The sequence below is a fragment of the Desulfuromusa ferrireducens genome (assembly GCF_055389805.1).
Genome location: NZ_AP042415.1, coordinates 1,343,884 through 1,360,087, shown reverse-complemented (window position 1 = coordinate 1,360,087; position 16,204 = coordinate 1,343,884). Strand labels below are relative to the sequence as shown.

The following is a 16,204-nucleotide window of genomic DNA, read 5'->3' as shown; positions in this document are numbered from 1 at the left end:
AATGGAGTTTTTACTGTGTTGAAAGTCAAAGAACAATCTATCCAGATTCCCTCTCTGACACAATCGGTCGGCAATACCCCGCTGGTCGACATCTCAGCCCTGTGTAACAAACCGGGGGTGCGGATTCTCGCCAAGCTGGAAGGCAGTAATACCGGCGGCTCAGTAAAAGATCGCCCGGCACTCTACATGATCGAAAAAGCCGAGCAAAGTGGCGAACTGACACACAACAAGGTCATTCTCGAACCAACCTCCGGCAACACCGGCATCGCCATCGCCATGATCGGCGCGGCCAAAGGCTACAAAGTCAAACTGGTGATGCCAGCCTGTGTCAGTGCCGAACGCCGTGGCGTCCTCGAAGCCTATGGCGCCGAAGTGGTCCTCTCGCCGGGTTGTGAAGCGACCGATGGTGCCATCCGCCTGGCGCACAAAATTCTGGAGGCAAATCCAGATACCTACTATATGCCCAACCAGTATGCCAACCCGAACAACCCATTGGCGCATTACGAAACTACCGGCCCGGAAATCATGCAACAGTGCGCTGGCGAGATCGATTATTTCGTTGCCGGCATGGGGACATCCGGAACCTTGATGGGCATGAGTGATTACTTTGCAGATTATGCGCCACAAGTAAAAGTGATCGGCGTAGAACCGACCCTGGGACACAAGGTGCAGGGTCTGAAAAATATGCAGGAGGCGATCGTCCCAGCCATTTACGATGCCAATAAACTGCACCGCAATCTGGTGGTAGAAGATGAAGAAGCCTACGCAACCGCCCGTCAACTGGCAGTAGCCATGGGGATTTTTGTCGGCATGTCGAGCGGTGCCGCTGCTGCCGGCGCGCTCCGGATTGCCAAAGAGATTGAATTCGGCACGATCGTTACCATCCTACCGGATCGCGGAGATCGCTACTTGAGCACCAACCTGTTCCGTTCCAAGTGCGCCGACTGTCCACCTTGATGGTGCTTCCGGAATTACTCCAGAAACAGGCGGAAAAGTTACTTTTTAACTTCTGCTCTGAAACGGCAGATGACGTTCTGAGCCCGCGCCACTTGCGCTATCGAATCGAAGGCCGGCAAATCAACCTGTTTGAGGTGCGCTGTTGTATGCACAATCCAGAGCAACAACAGCTGCCGATGGCACAATTGCGTTACAACCCGGATTTGAACCAGTGGACGCTACATCACCAAAAGGGTGAACACTGGCAACTGTATCTCAACGTCAATCCGACCCTTGACCTGAGCAAACTGCTCAACGCTATCAAACAGGACCCGCTTGGCCATTTCTGGCAAGAATGAAAAAGAGGTTCCAACCAAATGCTGGCTGGAACCCCCTTAATTATATGCTCAATGCTTAAACGGAGAACCTAACGATCAAGTTCAAACTTATCCAGCCAGGTTCTCAATCCTTCCAGACAAGGTTTCTCGAACGTTTGACAGCCAAACGATTGCGCTCGATCAAGCTCTTCTCCCGTCCAGCTTCCTGACATAATGGCTCGCTGCCCAGTCTGCAACTTACATCCCTTAGCCAGCTGAGCCTCAATCATTTCCAAACCGGTTAGACGGGGCATCTGATTATCAGTCAGCAACAAATCAGCGCAAGGAGTGTTGACCGGACAATGCTCTGTTGCTGAGCACTGACAGATAAATTCCTCGGCATTACCAAAGCTGGCCACCTCGTAGCCGCGATCTTCCAAAACATCGATCAAAAAGTTGCGACAAGAGGCAACATCATCAATAACAACGATTTTGATTTTTTCTGTCATGGGCCCTCATCTAATGGCAATTCCAAGAGAGTGTAGTTACAAATGACCCAATTGTACTGACCAGATCTGACAAAAACCTCAACGCCTTACATTAATGACTAATTTATCTAGCGCCGGCAGATCAGTGCCACCCCCACCAGCAATAGCACCACCCCCAGTAGCCGCTTCATGTCGACCGGGATACCACGCATGCCAAACACGCCATAGTGGTCCATCACCAATCCGGCCAGCAGTTGCGAAACGATGGTCAATGCCAACACTGCGGTGGTGCCGATGCGCGGGACACCGACAATGGTCATGGTGACAAAAAAAGCGCCGAACAAACCGCCGCTGAGTTGCCACCAATCAACCTCACTGATTTTACGAAAACTGCCCTGTGCGGTGGTTAAAGAAATCAACAACAACACCAGCGTGCCGACGGCAAAAGAGATGGTTGCCGCCTGCAGGTAGCCGGTCTTTTCGGCCAGTCGGGCGTTAATTGACGGCTGCACCGCGACAGCAACACCACCGGCAACCATCAAAATCATCAACATCAAATTCGACATTTAGCGCTCTTCTTCAATTTGCCCCTGACAATCGAGGCAAAAGGGGGATTCCGGACGTGCCTTTAAACGAGGAAACCCGATCGGCTCTTCACAGCGCCGGCACTCCCCGTAGCGCTGCTGTTTGATCGCCTGCAGAGCTGACTCGATCAACTGCAGGCGCCGCTGATTAGCGGCCCGATTAGCCTTGGCCATCGCTTGCTGCTGCAGAGCGTCCATCCGTGATAAGCGGCCAATCGGCTGATCCAGATCGACCGCCTGACTGCTCTGTTTTGAGTCGCTCAGTAATTGTTCCAGTTCGCAGCGCAACTGCAACATATCGCCATGCAGTTCCTGCTCTTGTGCAGAGGTCAACTCATCCATCAGGCCGTCCGGCGACGGGCCAACTTGGAAACCATTTTAAAATCATCGCTACCAGCGACGCCAACCAGCTGAAATAGGGCAATCTCGGTGGTGGTCAAAACGGCACCCATCTGCGCCGCCATAGCAATCGCGGTCTGATAATCAGACTTGAAGCGTGAACAGATGGCATCACGAACCAGATGCACGACGTAACCACGATCAAGCAGATCGATCATCGTCTGGTAAACACAAACGTGGGATTCCATCCCCACCAGCACCACCTGCTTGGCGCCGGTTTTTTCCAGCGCTGCCATAAATTTAGGCTCACCGGCACAGCTAAAGGCGACCTTCTCAACGCAATCCTGCTGAGTAGCGGCGGTCAGTTCTTCAATGGTATGGCCGAGTCCACGCGGGTACTGCTCGGTGGCGATCACCGGCAAACCCATTGCCTTGAAGCCCTCAACCAACATATTGATATGCCCGACCAACTGGCCACAGATCCGCTCGTCCATCGCCGGAATCAGCTTTTCCTGCACATCGATGACAACCAACACCGCCTTCTCTTTTTCGAGCCAGTATTTATCTTTAATCTCTGCCATTTCGTGTCTCCTTGTCGATTCAGGGATGAGCTTATGAGTATAGAGGGTCGTAATTCGTTTGCAAAAGCTTTCTTCAATCAAAGTGGCTATGGCGTGTTTTTTACTTTTCATTTTTTAAGACAATCTCTATGATGGCGCACTTTTTCAAAAAAAACCAACAAATGCCTGATAAAACAACATTTATTGCAGGTGTAGTTTGTTCAAATTCGACTAGAATTAAAACGATAATTGGCGAAAACAGTCAGCAGCTTCAAATCACGACACATCGAGGCACTATGAACAGAATTGAAATCGGCTGGCGCGAGTGGTTGGCGCTGCCAGAGTTGAATATCCAAGCGATCAAAGCCAAAATCGACACCGGTGCACGGACCTCGGCACTGCATGCATTCTTTGTTGAGCCCTTCATCCATGAGGGTCGCGAAATGGTTCGCTTTGGAGTTCATCCGCTGCAGGGCCGTGAGGATATCGAAATTATCTGTGAGCATCCGGTCAAGGATTATCGCCAGGTCAGCGATTCTGGTGGCCACCGGGAAATGCGTTACGTGATAGAAGCGACAGTTCAACTCGGCGCAAAACGCTGGCCGATTGAGATGACACTAACCAATCGTGACAGCATGAAGTTTCGGATGTTACTGGGGCGCACGGCAATGCGCGAAATCACGGTTTCCCCCGATAAATCATTTTTATTCGGCCGTCCCCAACATGACCTGTACCTAGGGGCAAAGTGAGGTTGCCATGAAAATTGCTATTTTATCCAGAGGCCCAGAGCTGTACTCCACCCGCCGCATGGTTGAAGCCGCCGAACAACTCGGTCACGATGTGCGGGTCGTTGACCCGCTGCTCTGCTACATGACCATCGCTACCCAGCGACCTTCCATCCACTACAAAGGCGAAGAGCTGACCGGCTACGATGCGATTATTCCGCGTATCGGCGCTTCGATTACCTTTTACGGCACCGCCGTGGTCCGCCAGTTTGAAATGATGGGCGTTTACAGCATCAACGAATCGGTGGCTATCAGCCGTTCCCGCGATAAACTGCGCAGCCTGCAGCTCTTGGCCCGTAAAGGGATCGGCCTGCCGGTGACCGGTTTTGCCCACTCAACCAAATACACCAAGGATCTGATCGAACTGGCCGGCGGAGCGCCGCTGGTGATCAAACTGCTGGAAGGCACCCAGGGAATCGGCGTGGTGCTGGCGGAAACCGGCAAGGCCGCTGAGAGCGTTATCGAAGCCTTTCGCGGGCTAAAAGAAAATATTCTGGTGCAGGAATTTATTAAGGAAGCGCAAGGTGCCGACATCCGCTGTTTTGTTATTGGCGACAAAGTGGTTGCAGCAATGAAACGCCAAGGAAAAGAGGGGGAATTCCGCTCCAACCTGCATCGTGGCGGCAATGCCAGCATCGCCCGTCTGACTCCCGAAGAACGCTCAACGGCGGTGCGCGCAGCCAGAATCATGGGACTGAATGTCGCCGGAGTCGATCTGCTGCGCTCCAATCACGGCCCGGTGGTCATGGAGGTCAACTCCTCCCCAGGTCTGGAGGGGATCGAAACCGCGACAGAAAAAGATGTCGCCGGACAAATTATCCAATTCATCGAGAAGCAGGCTAAACCGGGCCGCACCCGTACCAGAGGCAAGGGATGAATCGCGCCAGCCCCTTTGAAATCGGCGGGACAACGGTCTCGCCTGGTAACCGGGAGACCGTCAACCTGCCGATGGCCCGATTCTATACCAACAACGAAATGACCTTGCCGGTGCATGTCATCCATGGCCGGCGCAGCGGCCCGGTGATGTTTGTCAGCGCTGCTGTCCACGGTGACGAAATCAACGGCGTGGAAATTATCCGCCGGCTCCTCAAAGTTCGGGCGCTGAGCTCCCTAAAAGGAACGCTGCTGGCACTGCCGGTCGTAAACCCTTTCGGTTTTATTCAGCGATCCCGATATCTACCTGATCGCCGCGACCTTAATCGTTACTTTCCCGGCACGCAAAAAGGCTCCCTCGCCAGTCGCCTTGCTTATCTTTTCATGAATGAAATCGCTACCCGCTGTGATTTCGGTATCGACCTGCACACCGGTTCCAACTTTCGCAGCAATCTACCGCAAATTCGCGCCAGCCTGGATGACCCAAAAACCATCGAGATGGCATCCGCTTTTGGTGCCCCGATCGTCGTTCCTTCGGAATTACGCGACGGTTCACTGCGCGAAGCGGTTGCCGCACTCGGCAAGCCGGTGCTGATTTACGAAGCTGGCGAGGCGCTTTACTTCAATGAATCGGCCATCCGTACCGGTTTGCGTGGAATAATCAACGTCATGCGCCACACCGGCATGCTCCCGACTAATCGCCGCGCCAAGCGCCGCGAACCAATTATCACCGACCGAACCAGTTGGGTGCGTGCCAGCATGAGCGGGACCTTTTCCCGCAAAGCGCAGATGGGAAGTTTGGTCAAAAAAAATAGCCTGCTCGGCATTCTCAGCGACCCGCTCGGTGAAGACCGGGAAGAGGTCCTAGCACCATTTACCGGTGTCATCATCGGCCAATTGACCCTGCCTTTGGCCCACGAAGGGGATGCCTTGATTCATCTAGCAAAAGTCCCTGACTCGGAAGAGGCGGAGGAAACACTGGATGTATTCACCTCGACCTTGACCGATGAGGATTTCGGTTTGGAGCGCTAACCTCCGCAACAGAGGAGAGACCTGATGCAACCCTTGCATAAGCCGTTCGAAACAGTGACCTCTTTATTCAGAAGCTCACCCAAGCAGGTCGGTCTGGCTCCCGGCACGCTGATCCATGTTGGCGAGCAGAAGGTCGAAGAGTCTTCCATCTCCTACATCGATTACGATGCCGACGGGCTGACAATGGAGATGGACGTGCCCCTCGAGCGCTGCCTGAACCTTAAAGCTTCCCCCACCGTCAGCTGGATCAACCTTGACGGTATACACGATATTTCCGATGTCGAGGCCTTCGGCAAAGCCTTCGACCTGCACCCCCTGGCGATGGAAGATATCCTCAACACCGGGCATCGACCGAAAATTGATGAATTCGAACACTACCTGCTGATCATTCTGAAAATGCTCCGTTTTGATGATCAGACCAGCCAGATCGAAACAGAGCAGATTAGTCTGGTGCTGACAAAGAACAATGTCCTAAGCTTTCAGGAACAACCGGGGGATGTATTTGATGGTGTCCGTGAGCGGCTGAAACGCACCAGCGGTCGAATCCGCCAGCGCGGTCCCGACTATCTGACCTACGCCCTATTTGACTCGATCGTCGACAGTTATTTTCATATTCTGGAAAAGATCGGCGACCGTCTGGAATCTCTGGAAAGAGAACTGATCAGTCAACCGACACAAGAAACTCTGCAACAGGTCCATCATTTCAAGGGACAACTGATTTTGCTGCGGAAATCGGTCTGGCCGCTACGCGAACTGGTGAACTCCATGTTACAGGATGAGTCACCGCTGATTGATGAGACAACCAACGTCTTTCTGCGTGATCTCTCCGATCACATTATGCAGATTTTCGACACCCTGGAAACCTTCCGCGACACCGCTTCGGGGCTGATCGACCTGTACATGTCGAGCATCAGTCATAGAATGAACGAAGTAATGCAGGTGCTGACAATTATGGCCGCACTGTTTATCCCGCTGACTTTTATCGCCGGGATCTACGGCATGAACTTCGAGGTGATGCCAGAACTGAAATGGCGCTTTGGCTACCCGATGGTTTGGGCGCTGATGCTCACCTGCGCAACCGGCATGCTGATCTATTTCAAGAAGAAAAAATGGTTCTGAAAGTGAGGCGATCATGAAGATAGCAAGAGTGTTCGACTCCCTGCTGCTGATTTTACTGTTTATCTCTCCAGTTTTTTCTGCAGAAACGCCTAAAAATGAGACGGAAGCCATCATCTACCCCGGCATTGGCGAAGTCGTTCCCCGCGCCACCGCATTGAGTGAAGAAGCCACGGGCACCGAGACCAAGTTGCAGCAACTGGTCATCACCAAGAACTATGCCAACCGGTTGCAGGAAATTCTGGACCGCCATACGGAGCTCAAACAGCGAGTATCCAGCTATGGACCAATCGAAAGCTGGTATTTCGACCGGCAACTCGAAGTCAGCAGCGCCCTGAAAGCTCTCGATAAAAACCTCCGCCAATTACAGCAGGAAATTGCCACTCAACTGAATGCCGTCGATGCGTTGCGCAGCGCATGGCAAGGACGAAAAACCTTCTGGCAAGAGTGGGAGATACAGCTTAAAGAAGAGAAAACCAAGCGCCCGAGCGACACCTTTTCCCAGGTAATGAAGATCACCGGACAGGTAATTACGGCGGCAGATAAAGGCAGTCCACCACTGGTGGATCTGCAAAAAAAGATCTCCTCCCTGCAGCAAGAGGTTCTTGAGCAGATCGGTCAGACCGAGGCCGCACTGGCAAAATTGCGCCATGAACTCTTTAAGCGTAACGGCCACTCCCTGTTCAAACCGGCCTTCTGGCAGCAGTTTACTCCTGAACTCTGGCAGATGACCCAGCGGGAACTGCGCGGCAGCCTGCAAATTCAAACTGATTTTTATCGCAATAATCTGATGCTGATTTCAGCGCAGATTCTCTTTGCTCTGATAACCACAAGTCTCATCTATCGCTATCGTTCAGCCATCGACAATTCCAGTCACTGGCATATCCTCACGCAACATCCGATTGCTACCGGCCTGTTTGCCGCCATCGTCTTTTTGAGTTTCTTCTACACCGGGATTTCACCACTATTTCGCCTGCTGCTGGCAACCTTTGGCCTCTGTTCCGCCGTGCAATTGATTCGCGGACTGATCAAAACTCGACCGGTTCTTTTTTGCCTTTACAGTTTTACCTTTCTTACCCTGCTGACGCTGACAATCCGCTTGACCGGGCTGCCACTGCCCTACTATCGGTGTTATTTGCTTCTCCTGAACCTGATCCTGCTACCACTCTTATTGTTCCTATTTCGCTACTGCAGAAAAAGATTGGAATTGGTCAAAGCGATTTTCTGGTTCCGTCTGCTCGGCTTGCTGCTATTGATTGCCCTGGGAGCCAATCTGTCCGGTTATGTCACTCTGGGACTGCGCGCAATCGAATCGTCGATTGAATCGGTCATCGTTATCCTGTTCGCCATCCTCACCTATAAAATCGGACTCGGCGCTCTGACCTTTCTCTTTTCCCGCGCCTCAATTCGCAAAAACCTGATCATCTATAACTTCAGTCGTAACTTTCAAAGGCGCTGCGAACGCTGGTTAAGCCTTACCCTTTCCTGCTACATCGCGCTCTACCTCTCAACCATCTGGGGCTTTTACAGCTCCTCCGCTCAAGCCTGGGACGCTTTGCTTTCAGTTTCTCTGACGGTCGCCAGCTATCAGATCAGCCTTGACATGGTGCTGCTGGTGATCTTGGTTTTTTACCTGAGCCTGGAACTTTCCTGGCTGCTGCAAGTGATTCTGGATCAACATCTGTTTGAACGCCGGAACTATGATCGCGGCGTGCGCGACTCGGTCAAAAAACTGCTGCACTATACCCTGGTGCTGATCGGTTTTCTGCTGGCGGCTGGGGCGGCCGGCTTTAAACTGCAGAATTTTCTGGTTCTGGCCGGAGCTTTAGGCATCGGTATCGGCTTCGGTTTACAGGATATTGCCAATAACTTTATCAGCGGCATCATTCTTCTTTTCGAACGACCAATCAAGGTCGGAGATGGGATATTGATCGATAACGATTACGGTACCGTCAAGCGCATCGGTCTGCGTTCGACGGTAGTTGAAACCCTCGACCAGGCGGAACTGATTGTCCCCAACGCACAAATCGTTTCACAGAAAGTCACCAACTGGACCCTCTCCACACGGCGGGTCCGCATGGTCCTGCCGGTCGGTGTCGCCTACGGCAGCCCGTTGGAACGGGTGCAATCGATCTTGCTTGAAGCGGGAGAACAGCACCCCGACGTTTTAGAAACCCCCAAACCTTCGCCGATCTTTGTTCAGTTTGGCGACAGTTCTCTTGATTTTGAACTACGGGTTTGGATCAGTGATGTCGACAAGCGACCCAAGGTCAAAAGTGAGTTGCTACTCTTTATCGACCAACGTTTCCGTGAAGAAAATGTTGAGATCCCTTTTCCGCAACGAGATCTGCATCTACGCTCCGTCTCTCCAGGGGTTCTGCCGGAGGCAGGTCCATCGGAGACGCCGACATAAAAAAGCCGCCCACATGGGGCGGCATCAAATTGCACCGAGGAGACTCGCGGTCAAGGGTGGTGATCACCCTTGCTTTCCATAAACGCCGGAAAGATCATATTGAGAAAATAAAAGAGAACAAAGGGCGTTGCGATAACCAGCAAAGCGCCACCCAACCCTTCTTTGAAGGTCTCAAGGTCATGCGGAATAATCGGCAAGCTGTAGTGCATGAAACCATTAAACGTCAGTGAAAAAGCCTGTCCACCGATGACCACGTTCCAACGCATCATAAAGACACCGAACAACACGAGAATCGATGCTAACGCCGCACGCCGAACGGTAACACCAGGCAGCAACAGCATAATAAATGGCAGGATATTACCAATACCATACTGCATGATAAAGATTTTGGTGAAGTCATGCTCAAACAGCACGTCGCGTAAAATATCCCAAGATTTGACTGCCGTGTAGCCACGAAAGATCATATCGAGAACTTCCAGTGTCAGCGCCAGAGTCATAAATATCAGCAAATATTTTGAGGTCATCTTGACCTCATGTTCCTGCACGCTGCGCAGATGCTCGTAATCGACGGCCACCGCCCCATGAGCTATCCCATCCGGCAAGAGGATATTCTTACCCCGCTTGGCTGCCCATTTGCGGATCTCCATAAAGACGTAATAGCAGACAATACAAAGGGCGATGCCCGAAACCACCGCAGAACAAATAAAGATCACCGGCATCAGCGGTGTCATCCACAGCGCATTGGCCTTGACCGAACCGAAGATGAATCCGGCGTAGCCATGCAAGAAACAAGCAACCGGAATCCCGAGGCCAGCGAGGAACTTAACCGCCTTATGGTCCGAAACCAGGGCTTCCTTCGAGGTATCCATCGCCCCCAATGAGATCAGTTTGTAGATCAACAGCAACAGACTTTCGTAAACGCTGCGATCGTCTTTTGCCGAGAGTCGGTGCACTGATGCGACAATAAACTCGCGATAGACGAACCAGATTTCGGCCGCGACGATGCAAGCGTAGGTCATAAAAACGATACCGAAGGCCGAGATCGCCGAGGTGAAGTGCGGTGTCATCAGCACATGTATGCCTCGCAACGGCTGCATCAAATGCAGCATCAACGGCATCATCGCCACCGGCAGCAGGGCAAAGGAAAAAACCAGCGCAAAACGGGCAATCTCTTTGAGTTTCTCAACCTCAAAAACATGATAGAGCGAGGAGAGCACAAAGGCCCCGGCGACCAGACCCGTCATATATGGATACATGACAATCTGGATCGACCAGTAAACATATTCATTCGGCAGAACAAAGAGATCCTTTAAAGTCCAGGCTTCACCATGAACGACCATCTGCGCGACTTGTTCAACCATGGCTAGTGCACCTCCTTGTTCAATCCAATATAAAAGACCTGTGGCTTGGTGCCGTACTCATCACGCAGCACCCCGACCCGCTGGGTCATGATCGCCTTGGCCACCGGGTCGTTCTGGTCGCGCAGGTTGCCAATCTGTCGGGCACCGAAGGGGCAGGCCTGGGCACAGGCGGTGTTGCCACCCTTGCTGATCCGGTGGTAACAAAAGGTACATTTGTCTGCGACATGCTCAACCGGATGGAAGAAACGCACCCCGTAGGGACAGCCCATGATGCAGTAGCCGCAGCCGATGCACCACTTTCGGTCGACCAGCACCGCGCCATCAGCGGTCTGGTAGGTCGCGCCGACCGGACAAACCTGCACACAGGCCGGTGTTTCGCAGTGATTGCAGAGTTTGGGAACAAAAAAAGCCTGAGCGACATCATCATCCGGAACCTCTCTCATTCCCGAATGGTTTTGGTCGAGCTGTTTGTTAGTAAATCCGTTGAGAGCGCCTTTCGGTGAATCCATCACCACTTCACCGTCTTTGGTAATGACATAACGCTCAACCCAAGTCCGGGTGACGTTGGCTTCCAGTGGGATATCATTTTCTGTTTTGCAGGCTTTGACGCAAAATCCGCAGCCGACACACTTGTGGGTATCGACCAGAAAGCCCCAACGCAGATCGGGATTAGCGGCCAACACCTCCTGGGGGTCGAGAAACTCTAACATCGCCATAGAAACAGCAGCCCCGGAGACAAACACGGCCGTGCTCTTTAAAAAATCACGTCTCTTCATGTTTACATCTCCTCCAGGCTCGGATTGTGCGGGTTGTGACACTCGCTGCACTCGATATCGGTATTGTGCTGCTGGGGATCGATGCCGGCAATGTCATTACGACCGCTTGAGGGCATGTAAAGTTCGGAATGGCAACGCAAGCAGAGATCACGGCTGCGATCAATGGCCAAGGTTTCCGGGTCTTCTGGGTGATTAAAAGCGGCTCCGTGGCAATTCTCGCAAGGGATCATGGCATGAGCCGAAGCGCTTAGACTCTCGCTGTTGTCCTCATGACAATCGCTGCAATAGCTACTGTCCTTATACTTGGCCGGATAGGCTTTCCACTCCTGCTCGTTACTCATCCGGTGGAAACCGAAGGTATAACCGCGCTCTTGTGAGCCGAAATCATCCGGCACGTAGAATAGCCTGAGCAACAGAATCACAACGACTAAGCCGATAACCACATACAGTGGTCGCCACACATGTGCTTTCACAAAAACACCTCCGCTCGCTCATAAAACAGTGTTTTCAATTATTCCGATCTCGATCAAATCTGTCAAGAACTTTATCTAAATGAGCTATCCATGCCTACAAATGGATGGAGATTTCAATAATCACAGCTCGACACATAGGTCGGCAATGCTTCATCTGAAGTTTACTATTGAACTAGATCTTTGTTTTTAATAGAATACTGTTCTACGATAAGGGGTTCTGTCACATAAGGAGTGTATTATGAGCCGCGAGCTGCCCCCCCTTGAGCAACAGATTCTCCATCTTAGCGAGCAAGTTTCGCAATTAAATCAGCGAGTTGCCAAACTCGAACGGTCGACAACCGGCAGCAGTGCGGTCGCCAAGCAACCCAACCCTCCAACCCCCAGCCCGGAAGTGAAAACGCCGAACGAGTCACTGCTGCTAGTTGGCAGTAGTTCAATGTTACAATATATTTCCGTGCTCTGCTTCTTACTGGTTGCAGCACTTGGTCTGCGGGCATTAACCGACAATGGTTTACTAAATCTGCAACTCGGCTCGATCCTCGGACTTTGTTACTCTTCAGCCCTGATCATCGGCAGCCATCTCCTCTATCGTCACGACAAAGCCCTGGCCCCCCTCTTCAGCACGACCGGCGCACTATTAATGTTCATCATTTTGGTCGAAAGTTACGCACGCTTTGCTTCACTTCCGATGACGATCGTCTATGCCATGTTAGCCGTAACCGGTATCGGCATGGCCTTGATCAGCTATGCAAACCACGTCGCTTTGCCGATTATTATTGGCACCCTTGGTATGTGTCTAGCCGGGGTTGCCATTGACTATCCCAATCCCTACTTTCCATTTCTCGGCCTGCTCCTGTGGACAACCAATATTCTTGGCTACTTCGCGACACGCCTGAAACGCTGCTCATGGCTGCGCTGGCTGTTGCTGCTCATCACGCATTTTATGCTTCAAATCTGGGGCCTCAAATTGAGCGGAAACCTTCTTAAGGGAGGGCAAGCAGAAGCGCTTGCCCCGGGCTGGTTTATCCCCATCGTGGCACTGATCGGCTTGTCCTTCATGATAATTTCGCTGTTCGGGATTATCCGTAGCGGCGAGGAAAAGATTTCCAAATTTGATTTTTCACTGCCCGCCATTAATGCCGGCTGGTGTTACGTCGCGGGTATTTATGCGCTAAAAGATCCGGTCGCCTTCGGTACTCCGGCAGCCGCTGCCGCCCTCGCCCACTTCGGACTCGCCTATTGGCTTTCGACCCGTCAAAAATGTAATGCCCCCGGGACTAACACCTTTATCGCTGGCGGTACGATCCTGGCCTGCCTGTCCCTACCAGCGCTGCTTGGTGGACTGTTGGCCCCCCTGCCGATCCTCGCCGGACTGGCCCTGACCATCAGCTATTATTCACGTCAATGGCAAAGCGGCGGTATGCGCATCACAGCAACCCTGCTGCAGAGCTATATCTGCCTGTTGCTTGGCATCGAACTTCTCAGCAATGGCATGCCCGCCAATCCTGCAACTACGATTCTTGCCGCAGGCCTCTGCGGACTCCTTGCCCTCATGCAATACAATTTTTTCCGCAGACATAAACCACCCAGATACTCGCAGTTTTTTTCCCGGATCGATAAAAGGGATGTTTCCGCCATCTTCGCCTTGCTGGCGAGTCTGGCCAACATCTACATTATGGCCATTGCTCTAATTCATGCCCTGCTGGCGCACTATTATGGCGGCGCACTGGTCATAGCCTTCACCGCCAGCCAATCACTGGTTATCAACGGGACTGCTATCGTCCTGATGATTATCGCTGTCATGCACAAAAATAAGGAGCTGCGCAATCTTTCCATTTTGATCACCCTGATTGGCGGGGCCAAGGTTTTCATCATCGATATGCTACAAGTCAGTGGTACATGGTTGGTTGCCAGCATTTTCGCCTTCGGCATTGCTGCCGCACTGGAATCTTTAGTCCTGGCTCGCTGGCAAACCGACAAGGTGACTGTCGATCCAAATCAACAGGAGTAACAACCATCAGTGGAGCCAACAAACCACCTAGATTTTGACAAAAAAGGCCCTGCTATCCAATGGACAACAGGGCCTTTTTACGCCGAGATAACAAACCGATCGCAAGCGATCCGCGATCAACCGCTAGCGGTTAATTTTCACCGAGCAGGGTCTTGAGGATTTCCGGATCTTCCTCATCTTCAGCGAGGATGGTGTGGCAGGTATCACAATCCATCGAGATCACCTCGCCACTCTCAGCTTCGTGCTCTTCATTGTGACAGCGGAAGCAACCCATCTCATTGGCGTGACCCAGGTGGCTCGAATAGGTATCCCACTGAACGTTCATTTCCGGAAAAACATTTTCCTGGTAGGCGGCCTGCACACCAGCAATCGCCTTGGCGATGCGCGGACGATCATTTTCATAAATATCCGCATAGTCATTTTTGTAAAAATCGGTCAGAGCATTGGCAATGGCGGAGCGCGCTTCTTCACCAGTGGCATAGACAGCGTCAGTCACAACAGCCATCGCCTGTTGCTTGATGTAGGGCAAATCATTGGGGATTTCGTTGGTGATCATCTTGCCATCAATCGCCTTATCTGCCGGCAGATAAACGTGACTCGGACGGTTGTGACAGTCCATACAGTCCATCACCCGCTCTTGCAAATGGGTCGCCGCAGCCAACTGCTCATCGGCCTCACTGCCGCGGTAGATAATTTCCTGACCATCAGTCGCCTTCTGGGCAACCTCTGGGATAATGGAGCGCTGCCAGTCAGCAGCCTTGTAGGTAATCTGATTCTCCGGCGCGACATGCCAGTGGATCCCATGTGAATCGGCAGATTTATCGCCAGCACTGCCAATTTTTAACAGCAGAACGGTTTTGACGTGGGTATTTTGCTCATCCTCAAGGAACTTATCCTTAACAACCAGCTTATCACCAACGAACTTCTCTGGCCGGTGACACTGTTCACAGGTATCGCGAGCCGGGCGCAAACCATGAACCGGTGTTTCAATCGGCCGGGCGAAGGTGCCGGCAACAACGGCATAGAGCTGGCGAGCACCGGAGATCTTCGACTTAACAAACCAGGAAGCACCAGAGCCGATGTGACACTCGACGCAATGGACCCGCGAGTGTGCCGAGTTCTGATAAGCGGTATATTCAGGCGTCATCGGCACGTGACAAACTTCACCACAGAAGGCATTCGACTCCATGTAGTGGTAACCACTGTAAGCGAGGACACTAACAACGAACAGATTAATGCAGGTCAGAAAAACACCGATAAACACCAGCTTGCGGATTTTATTGTAGCCAGACTCATCAGCCAGCTTATCGCGGAAATAGGCCAACGTGAACAGGCGAACCTCTTCTTGTCCCCGAGCAAAAAACAGCCCGACAAAGATCAGGACCAAACCGCCAATAAACCCAGGACCGAGCATCATATAGATAAAACCGGCAAAGTACGGATTGGGGATATGGAAGGTAATGTCGTAAAGGACAGCGCCAAGCAGGAAGGGAAAAGTGACCGTAACGATCATCGCTCCAAGTAAAGAAATCCTACTGTGGGCGATGCCCTTGAGAAAGGCCTTGGGGATGTCAGACAGTGATGTAGCCATTGAGATAATTACTCCTTGTTAGACTTTCTACGAAACAAACCACCCCGCCTTACGGAGTAATATTCGAAACAGCTAATTAAAAACCATGTAGTGTTTTGGTGGGGAAAAATAAGGTTGCAAAGCTAGCACCACGGTAAACAATTGTCAATATCAATAATACGAACAATAAATCAATGTTCTATTATTAATATAAAAATAACAATATGAATAGTCCGCTAAATTATCTATATTTTATCAGGGCTTAGCAATCTGACAAGTGGGAAAGGAAAAGATAAACAACTACAGACGGTTGCGCAGTATGCGCATAACTAAAACACCGAGGATTGAAAAGACCAGCCCAACACAGACCAACAGATAACCAATCGCGTGGCCTTCCCCCCAGCCCCAAAGATCCTTGCCCTTCATCAGCAAGATCAGCCCGGCGCCGGCAAAAGTAGCAATACCACCGAAGATATAGACGACAATCGCGATCACCGACCAGATCAATTCTTTATCTTTCATGATTCCTCTACGGTAAAAAGAAAGGGGTTGCCGAACGGCAACCCCTTT

At 51.7% G+C, this 16,204-nt stretch carries 17 protein-coding genes; 8 read left to right on the top strand and 9 right to left on the bottom strand.

The features are described from left to right. Nucleotides 1–15 precede the first annotated feature (15 nt). A complete protein-coding gene (locus ACZ5PT_RS06240) occupies nt 16–957 on the top strand; it encodes a PLP-dependent cysteine synthase family protein (RefSeq protein WP_464265948.1) in 942 nt (313 codons plus the stop codon). Further along, complete coding sequence (locus tag ACZ5PT_RS06235; RefSeq protein ID WP_464265947.1) at nt 936–1,295, top strand: DUF3024 domain-containing protein; 360 nt, start codon at nt 936–938, stop codon at nt 1,293–1,295. Before ACZ5PT_RS06240 ends, ACZ5PT_RS06235 begins: the two co-directional genes overlap by 22 nt. A 68-nt stretch (nt 1,296–1,363) precedes the next feature. Here the strand turns inward: ACZ5PT_RS06235 and ACZ5PT_RS06230 are convergent, their stop codons facing one another. The 4 genes from ACZ5PT_RS06230 to ACZ5PT_RS06215 form a co-directional block, all read right to left on the bottom strand. After that, complete coding sequence (locus ACZ5PT_RS06230; RefSeq protein WP_464265946.1) at nt 1,364–1,762, bottom strand: response regulator; 399 nt, start codon at nt 1,760–1,762, stop codon at nt 1,364–1,366. Between the two features lie 107 nt (nt 1,763–1,869). Beyond that, nucleotides 1,870–2,307 carry a DMT family transporter gene (locus ACZ5PT_RS06225; protein ID WP_464265945.1) on the bottom strand — a complete coding sequence of 146 codons (438 nt, stop codon included), beginning with the start codon at nt 2,305–2,307 and terminating at the stop codon, nt 1,870–1,872. Beyond that, nucleotides 2,308–2,667, bottom strand: coding sequence for a TraR/DksA family transcriptional regulator (locus ACZ5PT_RS06220; RefSeq protein WP_464265944.1), 360 nt, complete (start codon nt 2,665–2,667; stop codon nt 2,308–2,310). Next, nucleotides 2,667–3,245, bottom strand: coding sequence for an isochorismatase family protein (locus ACZ5PT_RS06215; protein ID WP_464265943.1), 579 nt, complete (start codon nt 3,243–3,245; stop codon nt 2,667–2,669). The genes ACZ5PT_RS06220 and ACZ5PT_RS06215 overlap by 1 nt, the downstream gene beginning before the upstream one ends. Nucleotides 3,246–3,520: 275 nt before the next feature. Here ACZ5PT_RS06215 and ACZ5PT_RS06210 point away from each other — a divergent pair, with 275 nt between their 5' ends. Genes ACZ5PT_RS06210 through ACZ5PT_RS06190 form a run of 5 tightly spaced genes read left to right on the top strand, consistent with a single transcriptional unit; the run spans nt 3,521 to nt 9,443 of the window. Next, entirely contained in the window at nt 3,521–3,973 is a 453-nt protein-coding gene (locus tag ACZ5PT_RS06210) for an ATP-dependent zinc protease family protein (protein WP_464265942.1), read from the top strand. A gap of 7 nt (nt 3,974–3,980) precedes the next feature. Beyond that, nucleotides 3,981–4,886 (top strand): 30S ribosomal protein S6--L-glutamate ligase, encoded by a 906-nt coding sequence (gene rimK / locus ACZ5PT_RS06205; protein WP_464265941.1) that lies wholly within the window; start codon nt 3,981–3,983, stop codon nt 4,884–4,886. Further along, the gene (locus ACZ5PT_RS06200) at nt 4,883–5,914 is read left to right on the top strand and encodes a succinylglutamate desuccinylase/aspartoacylase family protein (protein ID WP_464265940.1); all 1,032 of its coding nucleotides are present in this window, start codon (nt 4,883–4,885) and stop codon (nt 5,912–5,914) included. The genes rimK and ACZ5PT_RS06200 overlap by 4 nt, the downstream gene beginning before the upstream one ends. Before the next feature lie 24 nt (nt 5,915–5,938). Further along, the gene (gene corA, locus ACZ5PT_RS06195) at nt 5,939–7,033 is read left to right on the top strand and encodes a magnesium/cobalt transporter CorA (RefSeq protein ID WP_464265939.1); all 1,095 of its coding nucleotides are present in this window, start codon (nt 5,939–5,941) and stop codon (nt 7,031–7,033) included. A 13-nt stretch (nt 7,034–7,046) separates the two neighbouring features. Then, entirely contained in the window at nt 7,047–9,443 is a 2,397-nt protein-coding gene (locus ACZ5PT_RS06190) for a mechanosensitive ion channel domain-containing protein (protein ID WP_464265938.1), read from the top strand. A gap of 50 nt (nt 9,444–9,493) precedes the next feature. On the opposite strand, the gene nrfD is transcribed toward ACZ5PT_RS06190, so the two are convergent. The 3 genes from nrfD to ACZ5PT_RS06175 are packed head-to-tail and all read right to left on the bottom strand — an operon-like array spanning nt 9,494 to nt 12,053. Beyond that, on the bottom strand, nt 9,494–10,804 hold the full coding sequence (nrfD, locus tag ACZ5PT_RS06185; protein WP_464265937.1) for an NrfD/PsrC family molybdoenzyme membrane anchor subunit: 1,311 nt from the start codon (nt 10,802–10,804) through the stop codon (nt 9,494–9,496). Nucleotides 10,805–10,806: 2 nt separating this feature from the next. Then, the gene (locus ACZ5PT_RS06180; protein WP_464265936.1) at nt 10,807–11,580 is read right to left on the bottom strand and encodes a 4Fe-4S dicluster domain-containing protein; all 774 of its coding nucleotides are present in this window, start codon (nt 11,578–11,580) and stop codon (nt 10,807–10,809) included. 2 nt (nt 11,581–11,582) lie between these two features. After that, nucleotides 11,583–12,053 (bottom strand): cytochrome c3 family protein, encoded by a 471-nt coding sequence (locus ACZ5PT_RS06175; RefSeq protein ID WP_464265935.1) that lies wholly within the window; start codon nt 12,051–12,053, stop codon nt 11,583–11,585. Between the two features lie 238 nt (nt 12,054–12,291). On the opposite strand from ACZ5PT_RS06175, the gene ACZ5PT_RS06170 reads away from it, so the two are divergent. Next, nucleotides 12,292–14,064, top strand: coding sequence for a DUF2339 domain-containing protein (locus ACZ5PT_RS06170; protein WP_464265934.1), 1,773 nt, complete (start codon nt 12,292–12,294; stop codon nt 14,062–14,064). Between the two features lie 130 nt (nt 14,065–14,194). Here the strand turns inward: ACZ5PT_RS06170 and ACZ5PT_RS06165 are convergent, their stop codons facing one another. Both ACZ5PT_RS06165 and ACZ5PT_RS06160 read right to left on the bottom strand, forming a co-directional pair. Continuing rightward, entirely contained in the window at nt 14,195–15,655 is a 1,461-nt protein-coding gene (locus ACZ5PT_RS06165) for a cytochrome c3 family protein (protein WP_464265933.1), read from the bottom strand. A gap of 279 nt (nt 15,656–15,934) precedes the next feature. Further along, nucleotides 15,935–16,156, bottom strand: a complete 222-nt coding sequence (locus tag ACZ5PT_RS06160; protein WP_464265932.1) for a hypothetical protein — start codon at nt 16,154–16,156, stop codon at nt 15,935–15,937. Nucleotides 16,157–16,204 lie beyond the last annotated feature (48 nt).